The organism is Agarivorans sp. D1326 (assembly GCF_056958115.1).
Map to the genome: position 1 here is coordinate 405,883 of NZ_JBTWEN010000002.1, position 17,347 is coordinate 423,229.

Consider the following 17,347-nt stretch of genomic DNA (forward strand, 5'->3'; position numbering starts at 1 on the left):
AACGAATAGAGGTTAAAGGAATGACGATAGTATTAACGCTTTCTCTACTAACACTAATTATGCTTGCACCGATTAAATTGGGCACTCAAGTGCTCAAGATTGAGCGCTCAGGAATAGACGTTTGTTTTGTTGCTGTAATTGCTGCCATAGCAGCTACAGCGTTTACCGAAATGGTTATTGGCGAGGGACTCTTCCCTTCTTTAGTTGCTTTAGTTATCACTAGCATTCTATTCTCTTTGGTCTTTCGAACCACAGCAGTAGCGGGTTTTGTATTAGCGCTATTGTCTACCGCAATACAGTTTGCTTTTGCTCTAGGGCTTGTGGCCTTAGGCGTTGTTATTGCTTATAGCATCTCTTAACTAACCCCCTTATTCACCCAAAGGGCGCTTTCGCGTCCTTTTACTTGCGCCAAACTAAATTCACCCACAAAGAATTTCTACTAGGTTTGCTCGCTTCTTTTTCTTTTCCCCGCTAACATAAAAATGTTAAATCATTGATCTAACGCTAGCTTGCTAGTTAACAAAGATTTTCAGGGACGGAATGAAGAAAACAGTACTTAGTATCTTGCTGCTATCGCTATCAAGTACTAGCTTGGCAGAGCAAGACGGTGGTCCTAGATTAGTTGCCTATCGTGATACCTATATTTTGCTAGGGAAATACAACCCTAATCCACCAAGCTTAGGCGATTACTCTTCGGTATTGGCGACCAAAGAAGCCGAAAATGGTAGAGGTATCGACAACCTAGAAACTGAGTTTCAAATTAGTGGCAAGCTCATCGTAGCTGAAAACCTATTAAGTGAAAGAGACTACTTTAGCATTGCCTATACTCAGCAAAGTTTTTGGCAGGTATATAACAAACCCTTCTCGTCCCCATTTCGTGATACCAATTACGAGCCCGAGCTCATTTATACTTGGCGCCCCGATCAATTTAGCATTGCCAAAAATCGCTGGTTGTTGCGCGCAGCTAGCCTTGGGTTTAGCCATCAAGCAAATGGTTCTTACGGTGATTTTGATCGCTCCTGGGAGAGAATTTACGCCCAGTTTGATACCTCTTATAACGATTGGTTAATCACCTTTAAACCGTGGATTCCCGTAGGCCCCGAAGTGAACAACGGTGGTGACTTCACCGATTATTATGGTTACGGAGAACTGACTGTAGGGTATTTATTTGGTGATAATCAATGTAACCACCGCATCACAGCAATGGGCCGCAATAATCTGCAATCTGATAATAAAGGCGCTTTGGATTTGCGTTTTGCTTACTGCATTAGTCCTGCATTTTCTCTCTACGCCAAGTATTTTAATGGCTATGGCGAGTCAATGCTTGACTACAACATCCACAACCAGTCTTTTGGCTTAGGGGTTGCCCTCAACCGGATCGGCGACCGTCGTGAAATGATGTCTACCAGCAGCCAATGGACATTTGCTGGCATGAGCATGTTTAGAGATAACTATATTCTGCCATTTAAATATAACCCCTCCCCTGCTATCCCTGATTTAGCCGGAGGAGTACCTGGTCAACAGCCAGAAAAAATGGAAGTAGAATTTCAGTTTAGTTTCCGCCTCACGCTTCCTTTCACGCTATTTACCGATAGCGATAATTTAAGCTTTGCTTACACTCAACAAACCTTTTGGCAGCCTTATGAACGCTCTGGAGATTCGATTCGAGAAACCAACTATGAACCCGAATTTTTCTACCAATGGAACAGCCAAGCTGACCAAAAATCACAATGGTCGCCTGAATGGCTGCGCCTTGGCTTAGTACACGAATCAAACGGACAAACACAAATACGCTCGCGCTCATGGAACCGAGTGTACGCAGAATTTGGCTTTGATGCAGACCCGGTAAGCATCGCGATTAAGCCATGGTATCGAATACCAGAAGACGAGTCTGAAGACGATAACCCTAACATGGAAGACTACTACGGCTACGGTGAGCTAACGGCCAAATGGCAAATAAATGAGCGCCAGCGTTTAAGCTTTTTAGGACGCAATAACTTTAAAAAGGAAAACAAAGGCGCTTTAGACCTACGTTGGTCCTACGGTATAAGCCAAGAGTTAGCGCTCTACCTTAAGTACTTTAACGGCTATGGTGAATCCTTAATTGATTACAACAAACATAATCAAAGCTTGGGTATTGGTTTTGCCATTAACAACTAGTGGCTTTACAGCAACCACCGAAAAGAGCGTTTTAAAAAGTTAGTCGCATCTTCGTAAATAATTTCACCATGCGACATCACTAATGTATTAGCTTGCCAGTTGAGTATCTGGGTTAAATGTTGGCGTGCTTTGGCTTTACCAAACATAAAACTCAGCCGCCAATCTAGCGGCATTTTTCCATTCGGCGCTACTATACCGGTCATTCTTGCCAATAAACGTTGCCACCAGTTAAAACCAGCAGGGTTAAAGTTCTCAAGTAAGTCGGTAACAATTAGTACACCTGATGAAGGGTGGTAAAAAATGCATTCTTGCATCAATGGAGAACCGGTAAAAAGCACTTGTTTTATCTGTTGATGCCAAGGCCACACTTCACTTGAACTGTTGGTTAAAGCGCCATCAAAATCCAGGTCATTACGCTTAATAATTAATTGTTCTGTGCCATACAAGCGAGCATCAGGAAACTGCTGTTGCCAAGGCTCAATAAACAGATGATGCAGATGGTTTGGCGCGACCAAATACTTAACCTCTCCTAGCGAGGCTATATTTGTTAGCAAGTTATCGTTTAAGGCTATTGGGCTGTGGATCCACAACTGCTGATTATCCAAGCGGATAATAGTCATACGGGTAGAATAAGGTAAACCGAAAAAGGGAACACTAGGCCCCTCTACAACCCAAACATTCTCGGCAAGTCGTTGCATTGTACTCCCTTTCACTACGCACTATCTCTATAGTTTGTCCTCTTCTAAACAAATAAGTTCTTGAAAGCGTGAAATAAAAATCAAGAAAGTCATTTAAAGAAGAATTAGAGAGCAAGTTATTAAGGAATTAGAAACAAAAATGCCGACAGTATAACTGTCGGCATTTAGCAATTATCAACGAGGTAATACTAAGCAGCGTTATCAGAAGGCAAACGGTGATTACTGTTATTTAGTAAGGCTAGGTTAGCTTCACGCGCTTTTTCTGCATTGCCAGCCATAATCGCATCATAAATCGCCTTGTGCTCATCAATACAGGTGCCACCTTCTTTTGATGAGTGGTCAATAAATCCGATAAACATGGTGCGCAGTACGTTAGCAAAAGGAATATAAAAGCTATTACCGGTAGATAGGAATACCAAACGGTGGAACTCCATATCTACGTCTGTCCACGAAGTGTCTTCATCAACCCCGGTAGCAACATCGAACATCTGTTGAAAAACAGCCGACAAGCCCATACGCTGTTCAGCCGTAGCATTTCTTGCCGCTAAGGCAGCTGCTTCTGGCTCGATAGCACGGCGTAAAGCCAAAAATTCTTGATAAGCTTGTTCGGTATTGCTTAACCCCATCATCCAATCAAGTAATTGGGAGTCTAAAAAGTTCCAGTATTCGCGGTCACGCACACGCGTACCAATTTTAGGCCGAGACTCTAATAAACCTTTAGAGTTAAGCAATTTAATCGCTTCACGTAATGCAGTGCGGCTTACACCAAATTGTTCGCACAAGTCGAGTTCGCCAGGAATAATGCTGCCCTGAGGCAAGCTCCCCGACAAGATGCCCCGGGCAATCTCTCTCGCTACTTGCAAATGTAGGCTGCGAGACGCACCTTCTATTTGCATGAATTCGTTAGACATAAAATAACCTTAATCAAATATTGTGTTAGCAATAACCAATCCGTCGGATTTATCATTGCTAACACAACTCATTCTACATTTAGTATGACTAATACTACCCTATTTGTAATAGACCAGATACAAAAAAAGCCGTCAAATGTAGGCTTGATCGCTATATTTGTAACACTTAAATACTAAAGTCTTAGCTCATCATCGAAGAAACAACACTCGCTGAGTGCTTTCAGCCATTAAAAAAGCCACACTTAATGTAAGTGTAGCTTTGCTATTCTAAAGCGCTAAACGCAGCAATTAGATACCTAAAGCTTGTCCACCACCAATCTGTACAGTTTCAGCGGTGATGAATGAGGCATCTTTGCTTACCAAGAAAGAGATAGTTGAAGCAACTTCTTCAGGTTGACCTAAGCGGCCTAGTAGAATGCTATCTTTCCAAGAAGCAAATACTTCAGGCTTGGTTTCTTTGATTTGAGCATGGAAAGGCGTATCAATAGTACCTGGAGATACTGCGTTAACTCGAATACCAGCCGGCGCGAGTTCTTTTGCTAACGCGCGAGTTAAGGTATGTACCGCACCCTTAGAAACGCCATATATTCCAGCACCCGGACCACCGGCATTCCAACCAGCATTTGAGGTGAAATTAATGATTGAAGCATTTTCACCTTTCTTCAAGAATGGAATTGCAGCACGCGATACAAAGAATGCACTATCTAAATTTAGCGCCATTACAAAGCGGTAGAACTCGGTGGTCATTTCTTCCATAGGGCTACGACCGCCTAAGCCACCGGCGTTGTTTACCAGCACGTCAATTTTGCCAAACTTTTCACCAATTTTGGTCACATTGCTAGTAACTGCAACTTCATCAGTAACGTCAAAGCTATAGTATTCAGCTTCAATACCCAGTTCTTGTAATTGAGCAACGCGCGCTGCGCCGGCTTCATCTTCGATACCGTTCAAAACAACGGAATAGCCATCTTCACCTAAGCGTTTTGCCACTTGAAAACCAATTCCACCGGTTGCTCCGGTAATTAATGCAACTTTATTAGACATATCTACACTCTCAATTAAAGGTTAAGTAATGTTAGAGAGCCAACGGCCTCTTTAGTAATACAAATAGACTACACCCTGGTGATTTGTAATACAAATACGCAGATCACACTTTAGAAGTTATAGCGTAGGCCTATGCGGCTTCTTAACTCTCGTTGGCTAGATTGATCGGAAACTGAAACATCACCAAACTCTAACCACGGCGTCCAGTTGCCCATGCTGTAATGAATGGTAAAGTTGTTTTCATAATTAGTTCGGCCATTGTTATAGAGGTGATATTCAGAATTGTCGGAGTAATAATAGTTACCCTCTAGACCAAATGTCCATTGCTGATACTTATACCCAATGTTGGCGGTATATCGATGGCGATACTTATTAATATCTTCCCCCGGTTTTACGTCAAGTCGGTAACGGCCACTTAATGACAACCCCTTTAACTTTTCTGGGGTGTAGGTCAATCGGAGTTGCGGTTTGTAGGTAGCACCGGATTGACCAAACTCTATAGGCATACCAGGAATTAGCGCCCATTGATCGTTAATTTTATAGCGGTAGCCAAGGTCCATTTCAGATCCGTTTGATTGTAAGTCTTCCATGAATTTGCCCTCTTCTCCTTTAAATTTAAGCTCTAAAGCCATAGAGAAATTATTTTCGAACGTATGGGCCATCTTTACTCGGCTAGCATGCTGCTTGGTATCACTTTTGTACTCATGGCGAAAGTCTACTGAAGTCGCGAGAACGTTCGCACTCAGTAAACAACCACCGCTTAGTAACACTGCTAGACTGTATGATTTCATGTTTATAACTCTACATTGAACACAATGAATTGTATTACAATATCATTTTAATGCATTTTATAGACTAAACCGTTCAAAATGTGATCATCAGCATTACTGTTGAAACAAAACGTCTAACAGATCACCTTTTGCAGTCCATTGATTCGATAATTCAATAAAACGCAAAATATAATATTACAAGAAAGCAGGTAGGCGACATTGCTAACTTAGGGTGCAGCTATATTGCTTTACGAAGTGTTAGAACGTCTTGATAGCATGTAAACCTTCGAAGGCGACACATTTACTTTTAGAAGAGCGTTTACTGAAAAGAAAAATGCACCATATAAGGTGCATTTTAAAACTGTTATTGTTAGCGATTTATAAATTCACGACTATTGCATCACAACTAGCTTGCTGGTCGGCGATGTTTCCATTTATATCTAATTGAGCAATAAAAGATGAACTCGCTAAATAAACAAAACCCTCACCTATAGCGGTGAGGGTTTAGCTTTATGTTATTAGTTAACAGTAAAACCTAATGCTTCAGCGCGTGCAGCCACTTCTTCAGCAGTTAGGGTGTCTAACCAGAACGCAACGTTATCTATAGCGCCTTCAAGGTTTTTCTGTGAACTGTTGGCGCCACCACCGATGTAAAGCTTGTCGCTTGTACTTTCGTTCGGTAAGAAGTCAGTAACCTCTTGAGTAGCATCTAGCACACCATTTACATACACGGTTGCAGTTGTACCATCGTAAGTTGCAACAATGTGTGTCCATTCATCATCTTGTAAAGGTGTTGCACCAATTACTGAAGTAGAGCTTGAGCCGTTATAAATTCTCAATCGAGGAAGTAACGTAGTCTCGTCAATAACCAGTTTATAACCTCGGTTACTATCAACATTTTCAATCAACTGTAAATCTTCACCAGCATCAGAGTTAAATGCAGCGTCAGTTGACTTAAACAGTATTTCAAAAGAAATAACACCATCAGCTGCTGCTAGTGGGCTAGTTGACATATCTACATCATCAATGTAGTGGTAACCAAAGTTTCCACCTTCAGCTTGAGTAATTTGAACAGCGCTTCCCGTACCAAATGCTCCGGTCACAACCTCACGCGGGTTATCACTAGACTTGCTCATACTTAAGGTGTAATCACCGATGGCAGCATCTCCGTCAATGGTAGAAAATTCCCACTGATAGTTAGCAGCTGGTACATCTGGATCAACAGGCGGATCTACAGGCTCTTCTCCATTAGCAAACTGAGATGCACGCTGAGCAACTTGAAGCGCATCCAAAGCTTCATTCCAAGTAGCAATGTTATCTACAGTACCTTTGAAGTTTCGGTCTTTACTGTTTGCACCACCCAGAATGTAAAAATCATCTTCGGTGTTAAAGCCGTAATCAACAGAAACATCGCGAGAATTATCTAGTTCACCATTAACATAAATCTTGATAGTTCCTGTATCACCGTCATCTGCGTCATACACAGCAGCTAAGTGATACCAATTTCCTGTTTCGAAAGCTGTTGCGGCGGTCACTTCTACAGTATTACCACCAGCACCATAAAGCTTAAAGCGAATAGTTTGGTCTGAAGCAATATAAAAGTTAAAACCTTTATCATTATTGCTGGTTTCAGCAAATTGAACGATTTGCATGTTCTCTGCAGCAGCAGTGTTGGCATTGATTACAGCTTCTAAAGAGAACGAAGGTGACTCTTCTGTAGACAGCGTATCTGAACCATAAGTAACACCTTCAACAATTTCTGAAGAATCATACTTCAAATAACCGTAAGCACCTGAACCAGCATTAAACTGATCGAAAGTAATCGCTGTTGCGTCTACACCGCCCATACCGGCAGCAGCAGAAAAGTTTACGTCTTCAGACGAGGCATAGATATCATTCGCTGCAGTTCCGCTATCGGACTCAAAATCCCCATTTGAGAACTGGTATTCATTCACTGCGTCAGGAATTTCAACTCCAGAACCGTCTTCTTCTTCAGCAGCAGCAATAGAGTCAAGTACCGCTTGATCGGTAACCTCTGTGCCGTCGTCCGTATACTCTACAGAGTCTTTTGTATAAGTAATTGATAAGGCACCATCAACTACTTCATAAGTACCATCGACGTCGCCATAAGTAATTGTTGTTTCAGAAACAGTATAGGCCTGCTGGCTATACGTGTAGAGGTCATCTGTTTCGTTGTAGGTATAAATTTTTAGAATATCATTTTCGAAATAGTAAACTTCTGGATACTCTGCAGATGTAGGTGCTATAAGAGACGTTGCACTTGTAATGTTCCAAGTAACTTCTTCAATGGCGTAAGTCGGCTCTGGTGGCGGAACGTATACTTCTGGCGCCTCAAAACAACCAAACATAAAAGTTGTGCTCATAGGGATTAGCAGCAGCTTAGACGGTTTCATTTAAACCTCCTTGTAGGTATAAATAATATTATTGTAATAGTTAAAATACTAATATTGCTAAGGTCATCCATAGTTAAACAGTCCGAAACCTATTTAACGAAATACAACCAGATGACTTTTCCTTTCCAGACTATTCGCTCTCTTAAATGATTAGCCGGCGATAAGTTCCCATTTATACCTCCTAACTACGGTAAAAATGATCATATTGTATTAGTAATACAAAACTATAATGTGGCAAAATATTGTGATTGTAAAGTGACCGACTTCGCACTATTTGCGATTAATCTTTTTGGCTTCACAAGTTGTAGAATCTAGATAAAAGCAGAGTAAGCGATGAAATTATTGATATTGCGAGGAACGAACTTATATGCAAACTATAAAGCAAAATAACTGTTTAATAACTTATTAAGTAATGATCTTGAACACCACAACCCTAGTGGTTAAATTCTCCAGTTGCACCAGATATAAGTGAACACAGGCTAAAACTAGTAGGCTTGTTAACCAGCTAACTGCGCCTAGTTTTGTATCGCTAGCCAAGAGAAACACTCTGCTTAGTTCCACTCCAAACCGAAATTGGTAATACAAATAGCCTGTTTACCCGTTTAGGTTTTTCGGTAGAAGCGATATTGCTATTACTGGTTTAACGCTAACAAATTTTGTTACTTAAGGCGCTTAGCTTCACTAATCTGATTGAAATGCCCCATTGCTTAAGCAAAACAAGATCAATCTCACAGACATCTGTTTAAAAAATAGGCTTTAATTGTATGACTATTTAAGCTTGTAGCTTTAATAGCAAGACAGGGTACTAGCTGTTTTAAGCTAAATACGCTGCAAAAAATAATAAGAAAGATATACATCGTTAAAACCTTCATTGCACTGTTGTCGGAACTGTTGGTTTTAATAATTAAACGCGAGAATAAGGACAACATTATGATTTTTGTAGGAATATTCCTGGCATTAGTCGCCTCTTACTTAGTAATAATGGACGTAGCAGCCATACTAAAAAGTCATCATTAAGATAAAAAACATGAATAAGACTAACGTTCTAACCGACGCAGTTTGTCGGTTAGAATACTTCACCAAGCGCTAAACTCCTCTTCCAACACTGAATCATCTTGGTTATTAATTCTTAAAAAGCTTTCTTCAAACCAAAGATTTATACCGACTCCTTTGCAAATAACGCATACTTAAGCAATTGTTTAGACAGTATTTAGTATTATGGACTTAGAAGAAATCTATCGTCGTGACCTAAACTTACTCATAGCTTTAAAGGTGCTCATCGAGGAAGGTAGCGTAAGTAAAGCGGCTATCCGCTTGAGTCTTAGTCAATCGGCGATGAGTAGAGTATTAACTCGCTTACGTGACTTACTCAATGACCCTTTGTTTATTCGCCAAGGCCAAGGTTTGGTGCCTACAAAGCGAGCCTTAGAATTGAATCAAGCCTTACAAGGCCCCTTAGAAAACTTGCGTCAGGTACTTAGCCCAACTGTGTTTAACCCAACAGAATGCAGCCAACATTTCACCATCGCTACTACTGACTATGCAATGCAAACCATTCTGCCCTTTGCCCTAGCAAGGATTTATCAAGAAGCGCCGAATATCTCTCTCGAATTTGCTCCTCTGCAGCATGAACAACTCGCCCAACAGTTATCTGCAGATGGCTGCGATATGGCGATTTGTCGACCTACCAAACCAGTAGCCCCGCTTGCTAAAGACAGTTTGGGTTTAGTGAGTGTATTTTGTTTACTTGCCAAGCATCACCCATTGGCAAACAAAGAGCTCACTCTAAAAGAGTATTTAGCTTATCCACACGCGATGATAGCCATTAGCGATGGCGTTAAAAGCTTGCTGGATGAAGCATTATCTGGTCAAGATAAACCACAACTGCTGCTTCGCGCTTACCACTTAGAAGCGGCCCTAGCAATTAGTGAACAAGTCCCGGTGATTATTACGGTTCCCGCTGATTTAGCCTATCTAGTCGCGGAAAAGAATCAACTAGTAGTTAAACCGCTGCCTTTTGAATTTAAGCCTTTTGACTACTCACTGTTATGGCACCCACGCTGCGAGCACTCTGCTCCGCAAATTTGGCTGCGCAATGTAATTAAACAAGAATGTAGCCGCTTAATAAGTAGACGAGTGCAAGACATGGGATTAGTAGAATAAGTGCTAAGCAATCAAAAGCAGAGCAATAAAAAAGCCGACCCTATAGATCGGCTTAGACGTAAGTTACTAAGTTTTTAAAGCTTGATAACCACCCGCCCAGTGACTTGGCCATTCGTTATAGCTTCAGCGTAGTCTGCAACTTGCTCTAATTCCACTTCGGTGCACGCTTGCTGGTAGTAACTATCTGGAAGCAACTCAGCTAAACGCTGCCACGCATTAATCCGCTTCGCACGTGGGCAACTCACTGAATCTATGCCTAACAAGCTAACATTACGCAGAATAAACGGCATTACCGTAGTTGGTAAATCAAAGCCGCCAGCTAAGCCACATGCGGCAACGACGCCATTGTAATCCATTTGAGCCAGTACTTTAGCCAACACTTTGCTACCCACGGTATCAACTGCACCGGCCCAAACTTGTTTTTCTAAGGCGCGCGCTGGCTCTTCAAACACGCTACGGTCGATAATTCGACTAGCGCCAAGTTCTTCTAATAAAGCACCATTTTGTTCTATTCGACCACTAACAGCAGCCACTTTATATCCCAGCTTAGCAAGTAAGGTAACGGCTACTGAGCCTACGCCACCACTGGCACCTGTAACCAGGATTTCGCCCGATTCTGGCGTAATACCGGCATCAACCAAGGCTTGTACACATAACATAGCAGTAAAACCAGCAGTACCTACCATCATGGCTTGCTTACCACTTAAGCCCTCAGGCAGAGGAACTAGCCAATCTGCTTTTAAACTGGCTTTTTCTGCCATTCCCCCCCAATGGCCTTCACCAACTCCCCAACCGGTTAACACCACTTTGTCACCAGCAGCGTAACGAGGGTCATGAGATTGCTCAACAGTACCGGTTAAATCAATTCCGGGTACCATAGGGAAATTGCGAACAATTTTGCCTTTACCAGTAATGGCTAGGCCGTCTTTATAGTTAAGTGAGGAATAATCAACTTTTACAATTACGTCACTCTCGGGCAAGTCGGTATCATTAAGTTGGCGAATGCTAGAAGTGGTTTGTTTCTCAACTTGATCGAGAACGAGTGCCTTAAACATAGTAGAGCTCCGAGTTAGTAAGCAAAATTTACAAATATCAGTGTAGCCGCTCTAGCTCTATGTATTAAATGAATTTTTATCATTTAATACATGTACAACACACATAATGACTAAAGTTTAATCGCTTCGCTACTTAGCGCTTCTAACTTAAGAGGCTTACTTGAATAAGCGAGCTATCTAATTGAGCAAGCTTTTGTTTTGCTAATCGAATGCACTTACCACAGGTGCTACCTAACTGCTTTGATTGTTTTAAGTGCTTAACCGTTTTTAAGCCTTGCATATAACTAACTGTCAATGCTTGTTCGTTAATCTGTTCACATAAACACACCAACATAAGTTTGCTCCTGTATTCAAAAAACTAAAGCAACGTTAAATCAAGGCTAACTGGCTAAGCAGTTACACACTGGAGCGTTGAGCAGAACGCAAAAACCGGAGCTAGGTAACTTTAGGTAACAAACAGCTAGGTATAAAGCGTTAACTTTTTGTATTAACGGGAGTAAACCGTAATTTACTCAACAGTTAGATGTTTGCATAAGAGAATGTGTCACCCAATATTTACTGAGACATCATCATGCAAAGCGTACAAATTCTGATTTGTTTATCACTGTTAGCATTAGGACTAAGTAAGGGTTTGCAAGCGCAACAATTTGCAGATTTGTCCAAACAGGTTTCCCCTTACAACCACAAACCCATGCTGAGTGATGTCGATGAACTAAGCAATTATCAAAGCATGAAACGTTACTTGTCGGTAAATCATGGCTTAGACTATCAAATCCAAATTGCGCCTATTGCCCAAACCGACGGCCATGGACATAACTACCTTGATAACGAAACCGACCTGATTATCACCAAGCGGTTTTGGGAAGATCAACAAGGTTACGGCAAGCTAGTGTTTGCCGGCGTGATGGTTAACATGCTTAACAACAGCTATACCCGAAAATTTGCCGACGATGTCGGATTAGGGCCAAGTCAACCAAATGGTGGAATGACAGGACCAGACCAAAACATCACCGCAATTAACGGCTTATGGTGGGAACATAGCTTACTAAACCATGGACTCACCTATCGCCTAGGACACCTTTACACCACTCGACTATGGGCAACCAACAAATATCTAAGTGATGATCGCAGCACCTTTATGGCCTCGCCATTTTCACACCAAGGTTTAAGTTGGACTAGTGGTCAACGTGCACTAGGAGCGACATTGTCAGTTCAAAACCAATGGGCCTATGTACAGGTGGGGTTTAACGATGCGAAACCTAACGGCAAAGATATCGACATTCGTAGCTTTAGTGATGGGAAATTTGTACGCCATCTTGAGCTAGGGCTAACACCAAGCTTTGACTTTGGTGAAGGTGAGTACAAAATCAGTCTTGCAGACATTGACGATACAACTAGCTCACATACCTCGGCAAATGATCTCGAGGCAAATAAGGCCGGTCAAACTTTATCGGTGAGTATAAGCCAAGACTTTGGCAACCTAGGCATCTTTGCTCGCTATAATCGCTCTTATCAACGTTACGCGGCAAAAACTAAAGCAGTTGCCGTGACTGGCCTAGTGATAAATGATTTGTTAGACAACCAAGATGTATTAGGCATTGGATACGCCGAAGTAGAACCCGTTGATAGGATCCGCAAACAACACGGAAACGAAAAGTCCATCGAGATTTACTACGATATAAAACTGACTAATCGCTTAAGCATTGCGCCTGATATTCAATACTACTTTACCAAAGCAGCCACCAAAGGCGTAAATACTGCTGGAGATACCATTTTTGGCTTACGGCTTCGCTATATGCTGTAGTGCCTATAACGATACGTCGTCAGCGCATATAATCATCGCCTTACCCAGTGCACTGTAACAAGTTACTGGGTCTTTTAAGATGTCACTAGGAAGCTGCTGCGCAGCTTCCTTATTAATGGTGACTTCATTAAAGCCTTGTTCCGCATGATCATAAATTTCGGTGCCATCTTGCAGTTCCCAATAGATTGTTGAATCGTTAGCGCTGGCACAGATTTTTATCTCACAAGGCACAAGCGTTATCTCATCACCTTGATAAACTCGGCATTCAAACACATCTCTACCACAACCAGCATTCCCTGAGATGCTATAAAACAGCGCTAAAGTTATTGCGATAAGTTTAGACAACTTAGTATCTCCGAAGCAGATTCAAGAAATATTATCACCAGAGGGTTTTATATTTTTAAAGCTTTCTCGTGGCGCTTCAGCAGACGCAAACCTAAACACATTTTTATCGACATCGCGATGAATAGTGATATCGATATATGTGGTTTGATTAGCAGCACACACCTCATCGATGGCTAAACCCTCAGAGCGAAACTGGGTGTTGGTGTAAAAAGAAAAGCCCTTGTTTGGTCTAGCCATCACTTGCAGTCCAAAGCAGCTATCTTTAATTTGCGACATTTTGTCGGCATCAATGTAATACACCAAGCTATGTGTCGCTTTATTCATTTGCTTATCGACAAAGAAACCATCCGGTAATTGATGAGGTTTATAACCTTTACCTGCTAGTAGCAAAACATCGTAGTTTTCATTGTGAATGTGCTCGCCAGTTTGGTCTCTAACCCGCACAACCAACATGCAATACTTACCAATGCTTCGCTTTTTACCGAGCGGCACTTTAGCTTGTTCGGCTTGGCTTAATTGCGTTAGCTCAGCGCTGCGTTGTTGGTAATCGCTGGCACTGTTTACCTGCAAGCACGCAAGTACTTGGTCAACAACGATATGATGATTAGCAGAACTCGCTTTATTCGCCATAATACCCATTTTGGTCCCTGAATGACTAAATTCACTTAGTATCCCAATAGGCACTTCTGCAGGGCGTCGAACAGGCTCAACTTCGCTAGGGTTTAGTCGATACGCTTTACCTTGAAAACCAGTCAGCTGTTCTTCAGACTGCTCTAGAGCAAAGTAGCGATAATTCATATTGGCACCCGCTACGCGTACCACGCCATCTGAACCAGACTCTACCAAGTAGCCGTTTAAAAAATCATAGAACTTAGTATCAATCCCCTGACCACTTAATACAAAGGGATAAAAGCTGTTGCCAACATAATCATAAGCCATGCCATTTTCATTTAGCTGCCACTGACCTTGGCTACCCAAGCACAGCCAATCCAATACTCTTTGGCCTGGCTCAACACCAGCAAACCAAGATTTGATACGCCCAACTCGCTGTTTGCCTAACACCGCTAAACTAGAGCCATGGTTAGCTGGTGCTAGCATCACTAAATGCTTAAGCGGTAACGAAGCTAAACCTGCTGCACCGTAATACTTATCAACCCAAGAACGCACAACCGGCCCACCAGTAGAGTGGGTAATACAAGAGAATTCTTGAATGCCTGTTTCGTTACCGGGTAAATCCAATAATGCTTGCTGCATAGCTCGCGCGATATCATCCATCGATACTCCATCGTGGAAGCTAATGTATTTACCCAAATAGATGTGTTCTAAATCTAGCTGCAAACCTGCAGCGCTAGCTTTAGCCACTAAAGACTGTGGTAGCTCGCCGTATGTGGAGGTATTAGTCACACTCCAGCCATGCACAAAAATCAATTTCATCGTATTACGTCCATGTAATTTAAATAGCTAATTCAAAAGCTTAGTTTTTTCGCAAACGATTGTTAACCGTAAGTTAAAAAAAAGCAATCTCCCTTTTACACTATTGCATAGCCTAGGTAAGCCACTAGCAAAGTGCGATGAAACTAACGAGAAAAGACGCGATGAGGCTGTAGTAGATAGTGGACAGCAAAAGCGCTGTAGAGCTATGGCTTACGCAGTCTAAGCACTAAGTTTTGAACACTAACGGGCGCTGGCTGAGTATAGCGCTGGACAATAAACACAATAGCGAAATTTACTAGCATTCCCAGGGCGCCAATTCCCTCTGGAGAAATCCCCCAAAGCCAGTGTTCCGAATGGTTTAGGGCTGGAGATACAAACTTAAAGAAACCCACGTAAGCCAAGGTGATACTCATGCCGCTTAGCATCCCGCTTATTACCGCTGTACGCCCAATAGACTTAACAAATATACCCAAAACAATGGCTGGGAACAGCGAGCTAGCCGCCAAACCAAAAGCAATAGCTACTACTTCCGCAACTAAGGCCGGAGGGTTAATGCCTAAATAGCCAGCCGCGCAAATTGCTACAATTGCGCAGCAGCGCGCTAATTTCAGTTCCTGTTTATCACTAAGCTTTTTTTGCCAAGTTTGCTTCACTAAATCATGTGATATCGAACTAGCAATCACCAGCAATAGGCCTGCAGCGGTAGAAAGTGCTGCTGCTAAACCTCCCGCAGCAACCAAGGCCACGACCCAGTTTGGCAACTGTGCTAACTCCGGTGAGGCCAGCACCACAATATCTTGATTAATGGTGACTTCATTGCGCTGGTCTCCCGAGTAAAACAAACGGCCATCACCATTTTCATCTCGCCACTCCACCAGGCCAGCTTGCTGCCAATGAGCTAACCAGCTGGGTTGTTGTTCTTCAGCAATGCCGTTTAAATCCAAGCCGTTGATAGACTCGATAATATTAACTTTTGCAAAGGCTCCGACCGCCGGTGCTGCGGTGTACAATACGGCAATAAAAGCTAAAGCATAACCGGCAGATGCTCTGGCTTCTGCTACTTTAGCGACAGTAAAAAACCGTACAATTATGTGCGGTAATCCAGCAGTTCCCATCATCAATGCAGCAGTGATAAACACTTGGTCACTCAGGTTTCGAGTGCCATTGGTAAACTTGGCAAATCCTAACTCTTCAGATAAGCCATCAAGCTTATCTAACAAGTAAACATTTGAAGCTCCACTAACATTGCTACCTAAGCCAAACTGCGGGAACACCTGCCCAGTTAAAGCTATTGATGTAAAAATAGCTGGAACCAAAAAGGCAAAAACCAGTACGCAGTATTGCGCAACCTGGGTATAGGTAATGCCCTTCATTCCTCCCCACACCGCGTAAAAGAACACTATAGCCATACCCAATAATATGCCTAAATTTACGTTCACTTCTAAAAAGCGCGCAAACACAACACCAACGCCGCGCATTTGCCCAGCAACATAAACAAAAGAAATGAACACCGTGCATATTACCGCTAGCACTCTCGCCCGCTTAGAGTAGTAACGCTGACCAAAAAAATCGGCGACAGAGTATTGGCCAAAACGATGTAAGTAGGGCACTAAACATACCGCTAGCAGCACGTACCCCCCTGTCCAGCCCATTAAATAAACTGCCCCGTCATAGCCAAGAAAAGAGATAACCCCCGCCAAAGAAATAAAAGAAGCTGCCGACATCCAGGTAGCAGCAGTAGCCATGCCATTGGTAAGCGGATGAATGCAGGCATGAGCAACGTAGAAGTCTTGGGTATTGTTGGCTTTAGCCCAAATGGCTATCACCATATACAGCGTGAAACTAGCCGCAACGAATAAAGAAGTCCAAGTTTGAATGTCCATATCTAGCGATACTTATCCTACTGGAGCTAAGATGCTGATAATCGAAAAGAGACACCAACAAAACAGACCAAAAGTTAACAAATTGTTACGCATTAACTTAGGGCGCATTTAGCCACTTGAAACTTATACTTTGGTATAGATGAGACACTCAATAGCAAAGGTGCTTTGTTTATTTACAGATTCACACGTAAGCCATTGAATAAAAGTAAAAAGGAGACCAAAACCCTTCTGTTATCCTTTAGTCTAAACAATGATAAACAGGGCGATGTTTCTATAAAAAAGACAAAAAAAGAGCTCTTGCAAAGCAAGAGCCAATGGAAACGTGCTTTTTGGAAACCTTCAACACTACTCCCCTCGATGTAGTGCTCGCCGACCAAAGCTAGAAGGTTCAAGCTACTAAACTAAATTAGCATGCTGATTTTGTAGGTCAACCATAAATTTTACAATTCATTAACTTTATGTGAGCAGCCTAACACGCTGAAGAAACGATGCATTTTTCGATCTCTTTTATTTCTTTAAACGTACTTTACTTAAATAGAGCGAAGCAAATCACGCCTGTTTGTAATACTCAAAGAGCCTTGCGCGGGAAATCTTGAACGGACAGGATGGCAACAATTAATGACTAAAGGTTTTTAAAAAAATGCTTATTTTTTAGAAATTTATTTT

The 17,347-nt window shown here is 42.1% G+C and carries 14 protein-coding genes; 4 read left to right on the plus strand and 10 right to left on the minus strand.

The annotated features are described in order from the left end of the window. Positions 1–20: 20 nt before the first annotated feature. Both ACYFDN_RS05725 and ACYFDN_RS05730 read left to right on the plus strand, forming a co-directional pair. On the plus strand, positions 21–359 hold the full coding sequence (locus ACYFDN_RS05725; RefSeq protein ID WP_016403997.1) for a hypothetical protein: 339 nt from the start codon (positions 21–23) through the stop codon (positions 357–359). A 181-nt stretch (positions 360–540) separates the two neighbouring features. Continuing rightward, complete coding sequence (locus ACYFDN_RS05730; protein WP_483510283.1) at positions 541–2,160, plus strand: phospholipase A; 1,620 nt, start codon at positions 541–543, stop codon at positions 2,158–2,160. A gap of 5 nt (positions 2,161–2,165) precedes the next feature. On the opposite strand, the gene ACYFDN_RS05735 is transcribed toward ACYFDN_RS05730, so the two are convergent. The 5 genes from ACYFDN_RS05735 to ACYFDN_RS05755 form a co-directional block, all read right to left on the minus strand. Beyond that, positions 2,166–2,858: a DUF4336 domain-containing protein gene (locus ACYFDN_RS05735; RefSeq protein ID WP_483510284.1), complete on the minus strand. Its 693-nt coding sequence runs from the start codon at positions 2,856–2,858 to the stop codon at positions 2,166–2,168. Positions 2,859–3,046: 188 nt separating this feature from the next. After that, positions 3,047–3,769, minus strand: a complete 723-nt coding sequence (locus tag ACYFDN_RS05740) for a FadR/GntR family transcriptional regulator (protein ID WP_016404001.1) — start codon at positions 3,767–3,769, stop codon at positions 3,047–3,049. Positions 3,770–4,057: 288 nt separating this feature from the next. Further along, the gene (locus ACYFDN_RS05745; RefSeq protein ID WP_483510285.1) at positions 4,058–4,813 is read right to left on the minus strand and encodes an SDR family NAD(P)-dependent oxidoreductase; all 756 of its coding nucleotides are present in this window, start codon (positions 4,811–4,813) and stop codon (positions 4,058–4,060) included. A 110-nt stretch (positions 4,814–4,923) separates the two neighbouring features. After that, positions 4,924–5,604, minus strand: a complete 681-nt coding sequence (locus tag ACYFDN_RS05750) for an oligogalacturonate-specific porin KdgM family protein (protein WP_483510286.1) — start codon at positions 5,602–5,604, stop codon at positions 4,924–4,926. A gap of 497 nt (positions 5,605–6,101) precedes the next feature. Then, positions 6,102–7,997 (minus strand): LamG domain-containing protein, encoded by a 1,896-nt coding sequence (locus tag ACYFDN_RS05755; RefSeq protein WP_483510288.1) that lies wholly within the window; start codon positions 7,995–7,997, stop codon positions 6,102–6,104. Between the two features lie 1,218 nt (positions 7,998–9,215). Here ACYFDN_RS05755 and ACYFDN_RS05760 point away from each other — a divergent pair. Further along, on the plus strand, positions 9,216–10,160 hold the full coding sequence (locus ACYFDN_RS05760; RefSeq protein ID WP_483510289.1) for a LysR family transcriptional regulator: 945 nt from the start codon (positions 9,216–9,218) through the stop codon (positions 10,158–10,160). 74 nt (positions 10,161–10,234) lie between these two features. Here the strand turns inward: ACYFDN_RS05760 and acuI are convergent, their stop codons facing one another. Both acuI and ACYFDN_RS05770 read right to left on the minus strand, forming a co-directional pair. Next, on the minus strand, positions 10,235–11,215 hold the full coding sequence (gene acuI, locus ACYFDN_RS05765; protein ID WP_483510291.1) for an acrylyl-CoA reductase (NADPH): 981 nt from the start codon (positions 11,213–11,215) through the stop codon (positions 10,235–10,237). Positions 11,216–11,357: 142 nt separating this feature from the next. Then, positions 11,358–11,549, minus strand: coding sequence for a (2Fe-2S)-binding protein (locus ACYFDN_RS05770; protein ID WP_483510292.1), 192 nt, complete (start codon positions 11,547–11,549; stop codon positions 11,358–11,360). 237 nt (positions 11,550–11,786) lie between these two features. On the opposite strand from ACYFDN_RS05770, the gene ACYFDN_RS05775 reads away from it, so the two are divergent. Further along, positions 11,787–13,019, plus strand: coding sequence for a carbohydrate porin (locus tag ACYFDN_RS05775; protein ID WP_483510293.1), 1,233 nt, complete (start codon positions 11,787–11,789; stop codon positions 13,017–13,019). Between the two features lie 3 nt (positions 13,020–13,022). Here the strand turns inward: ACYFDN_RS05775 and ACYFDN_RS05780 are convergent, their stop codons facing one another. The 3 genes from ACYFDN_RS05780 to ACYFDN_RS05790 all read right to left on the minus strand — a co-directional run bounded on the left by ACYFDN_RS05780 (position 13,023) and on the right by ACYFDN_RS05790 (position 16,681). Further along, positions 13,023–13,364, minus strand: coding sequence for a hypothetical protein (locus tag ACYFDN_RS05780; protein ID WP_483510294.1), 342 nt, complete (start codon positions 13,362–13,364; stop codon positions 13,023–13,025). A 21-nt stretch (positions 13,365–13,385) separates the two neighbouring features. Beyond that, a complete protein-coding gene (locus ACYFDN_RS05785; RefSeq protein WP_483510295.1) occupies positions 13,386–14,798 on the minus strand; it encodes an esterase/lipase family protein in 1,413 nt (470 codons plus the stop codon). A 203-nt stretch (positions 14,799–15,001) separates the two neighbouring features. Beyond that, entirely contained in the window at positions 15,002–16,681 is a 1,680-nt protein-coding gene (locus ACYFDN_RS05790) for a sodium:solute symporter family protein (protein WP_483510297.1), read from the minus strand. Positions 16,682–17,347: the final 666 nt, after the last annotated feature.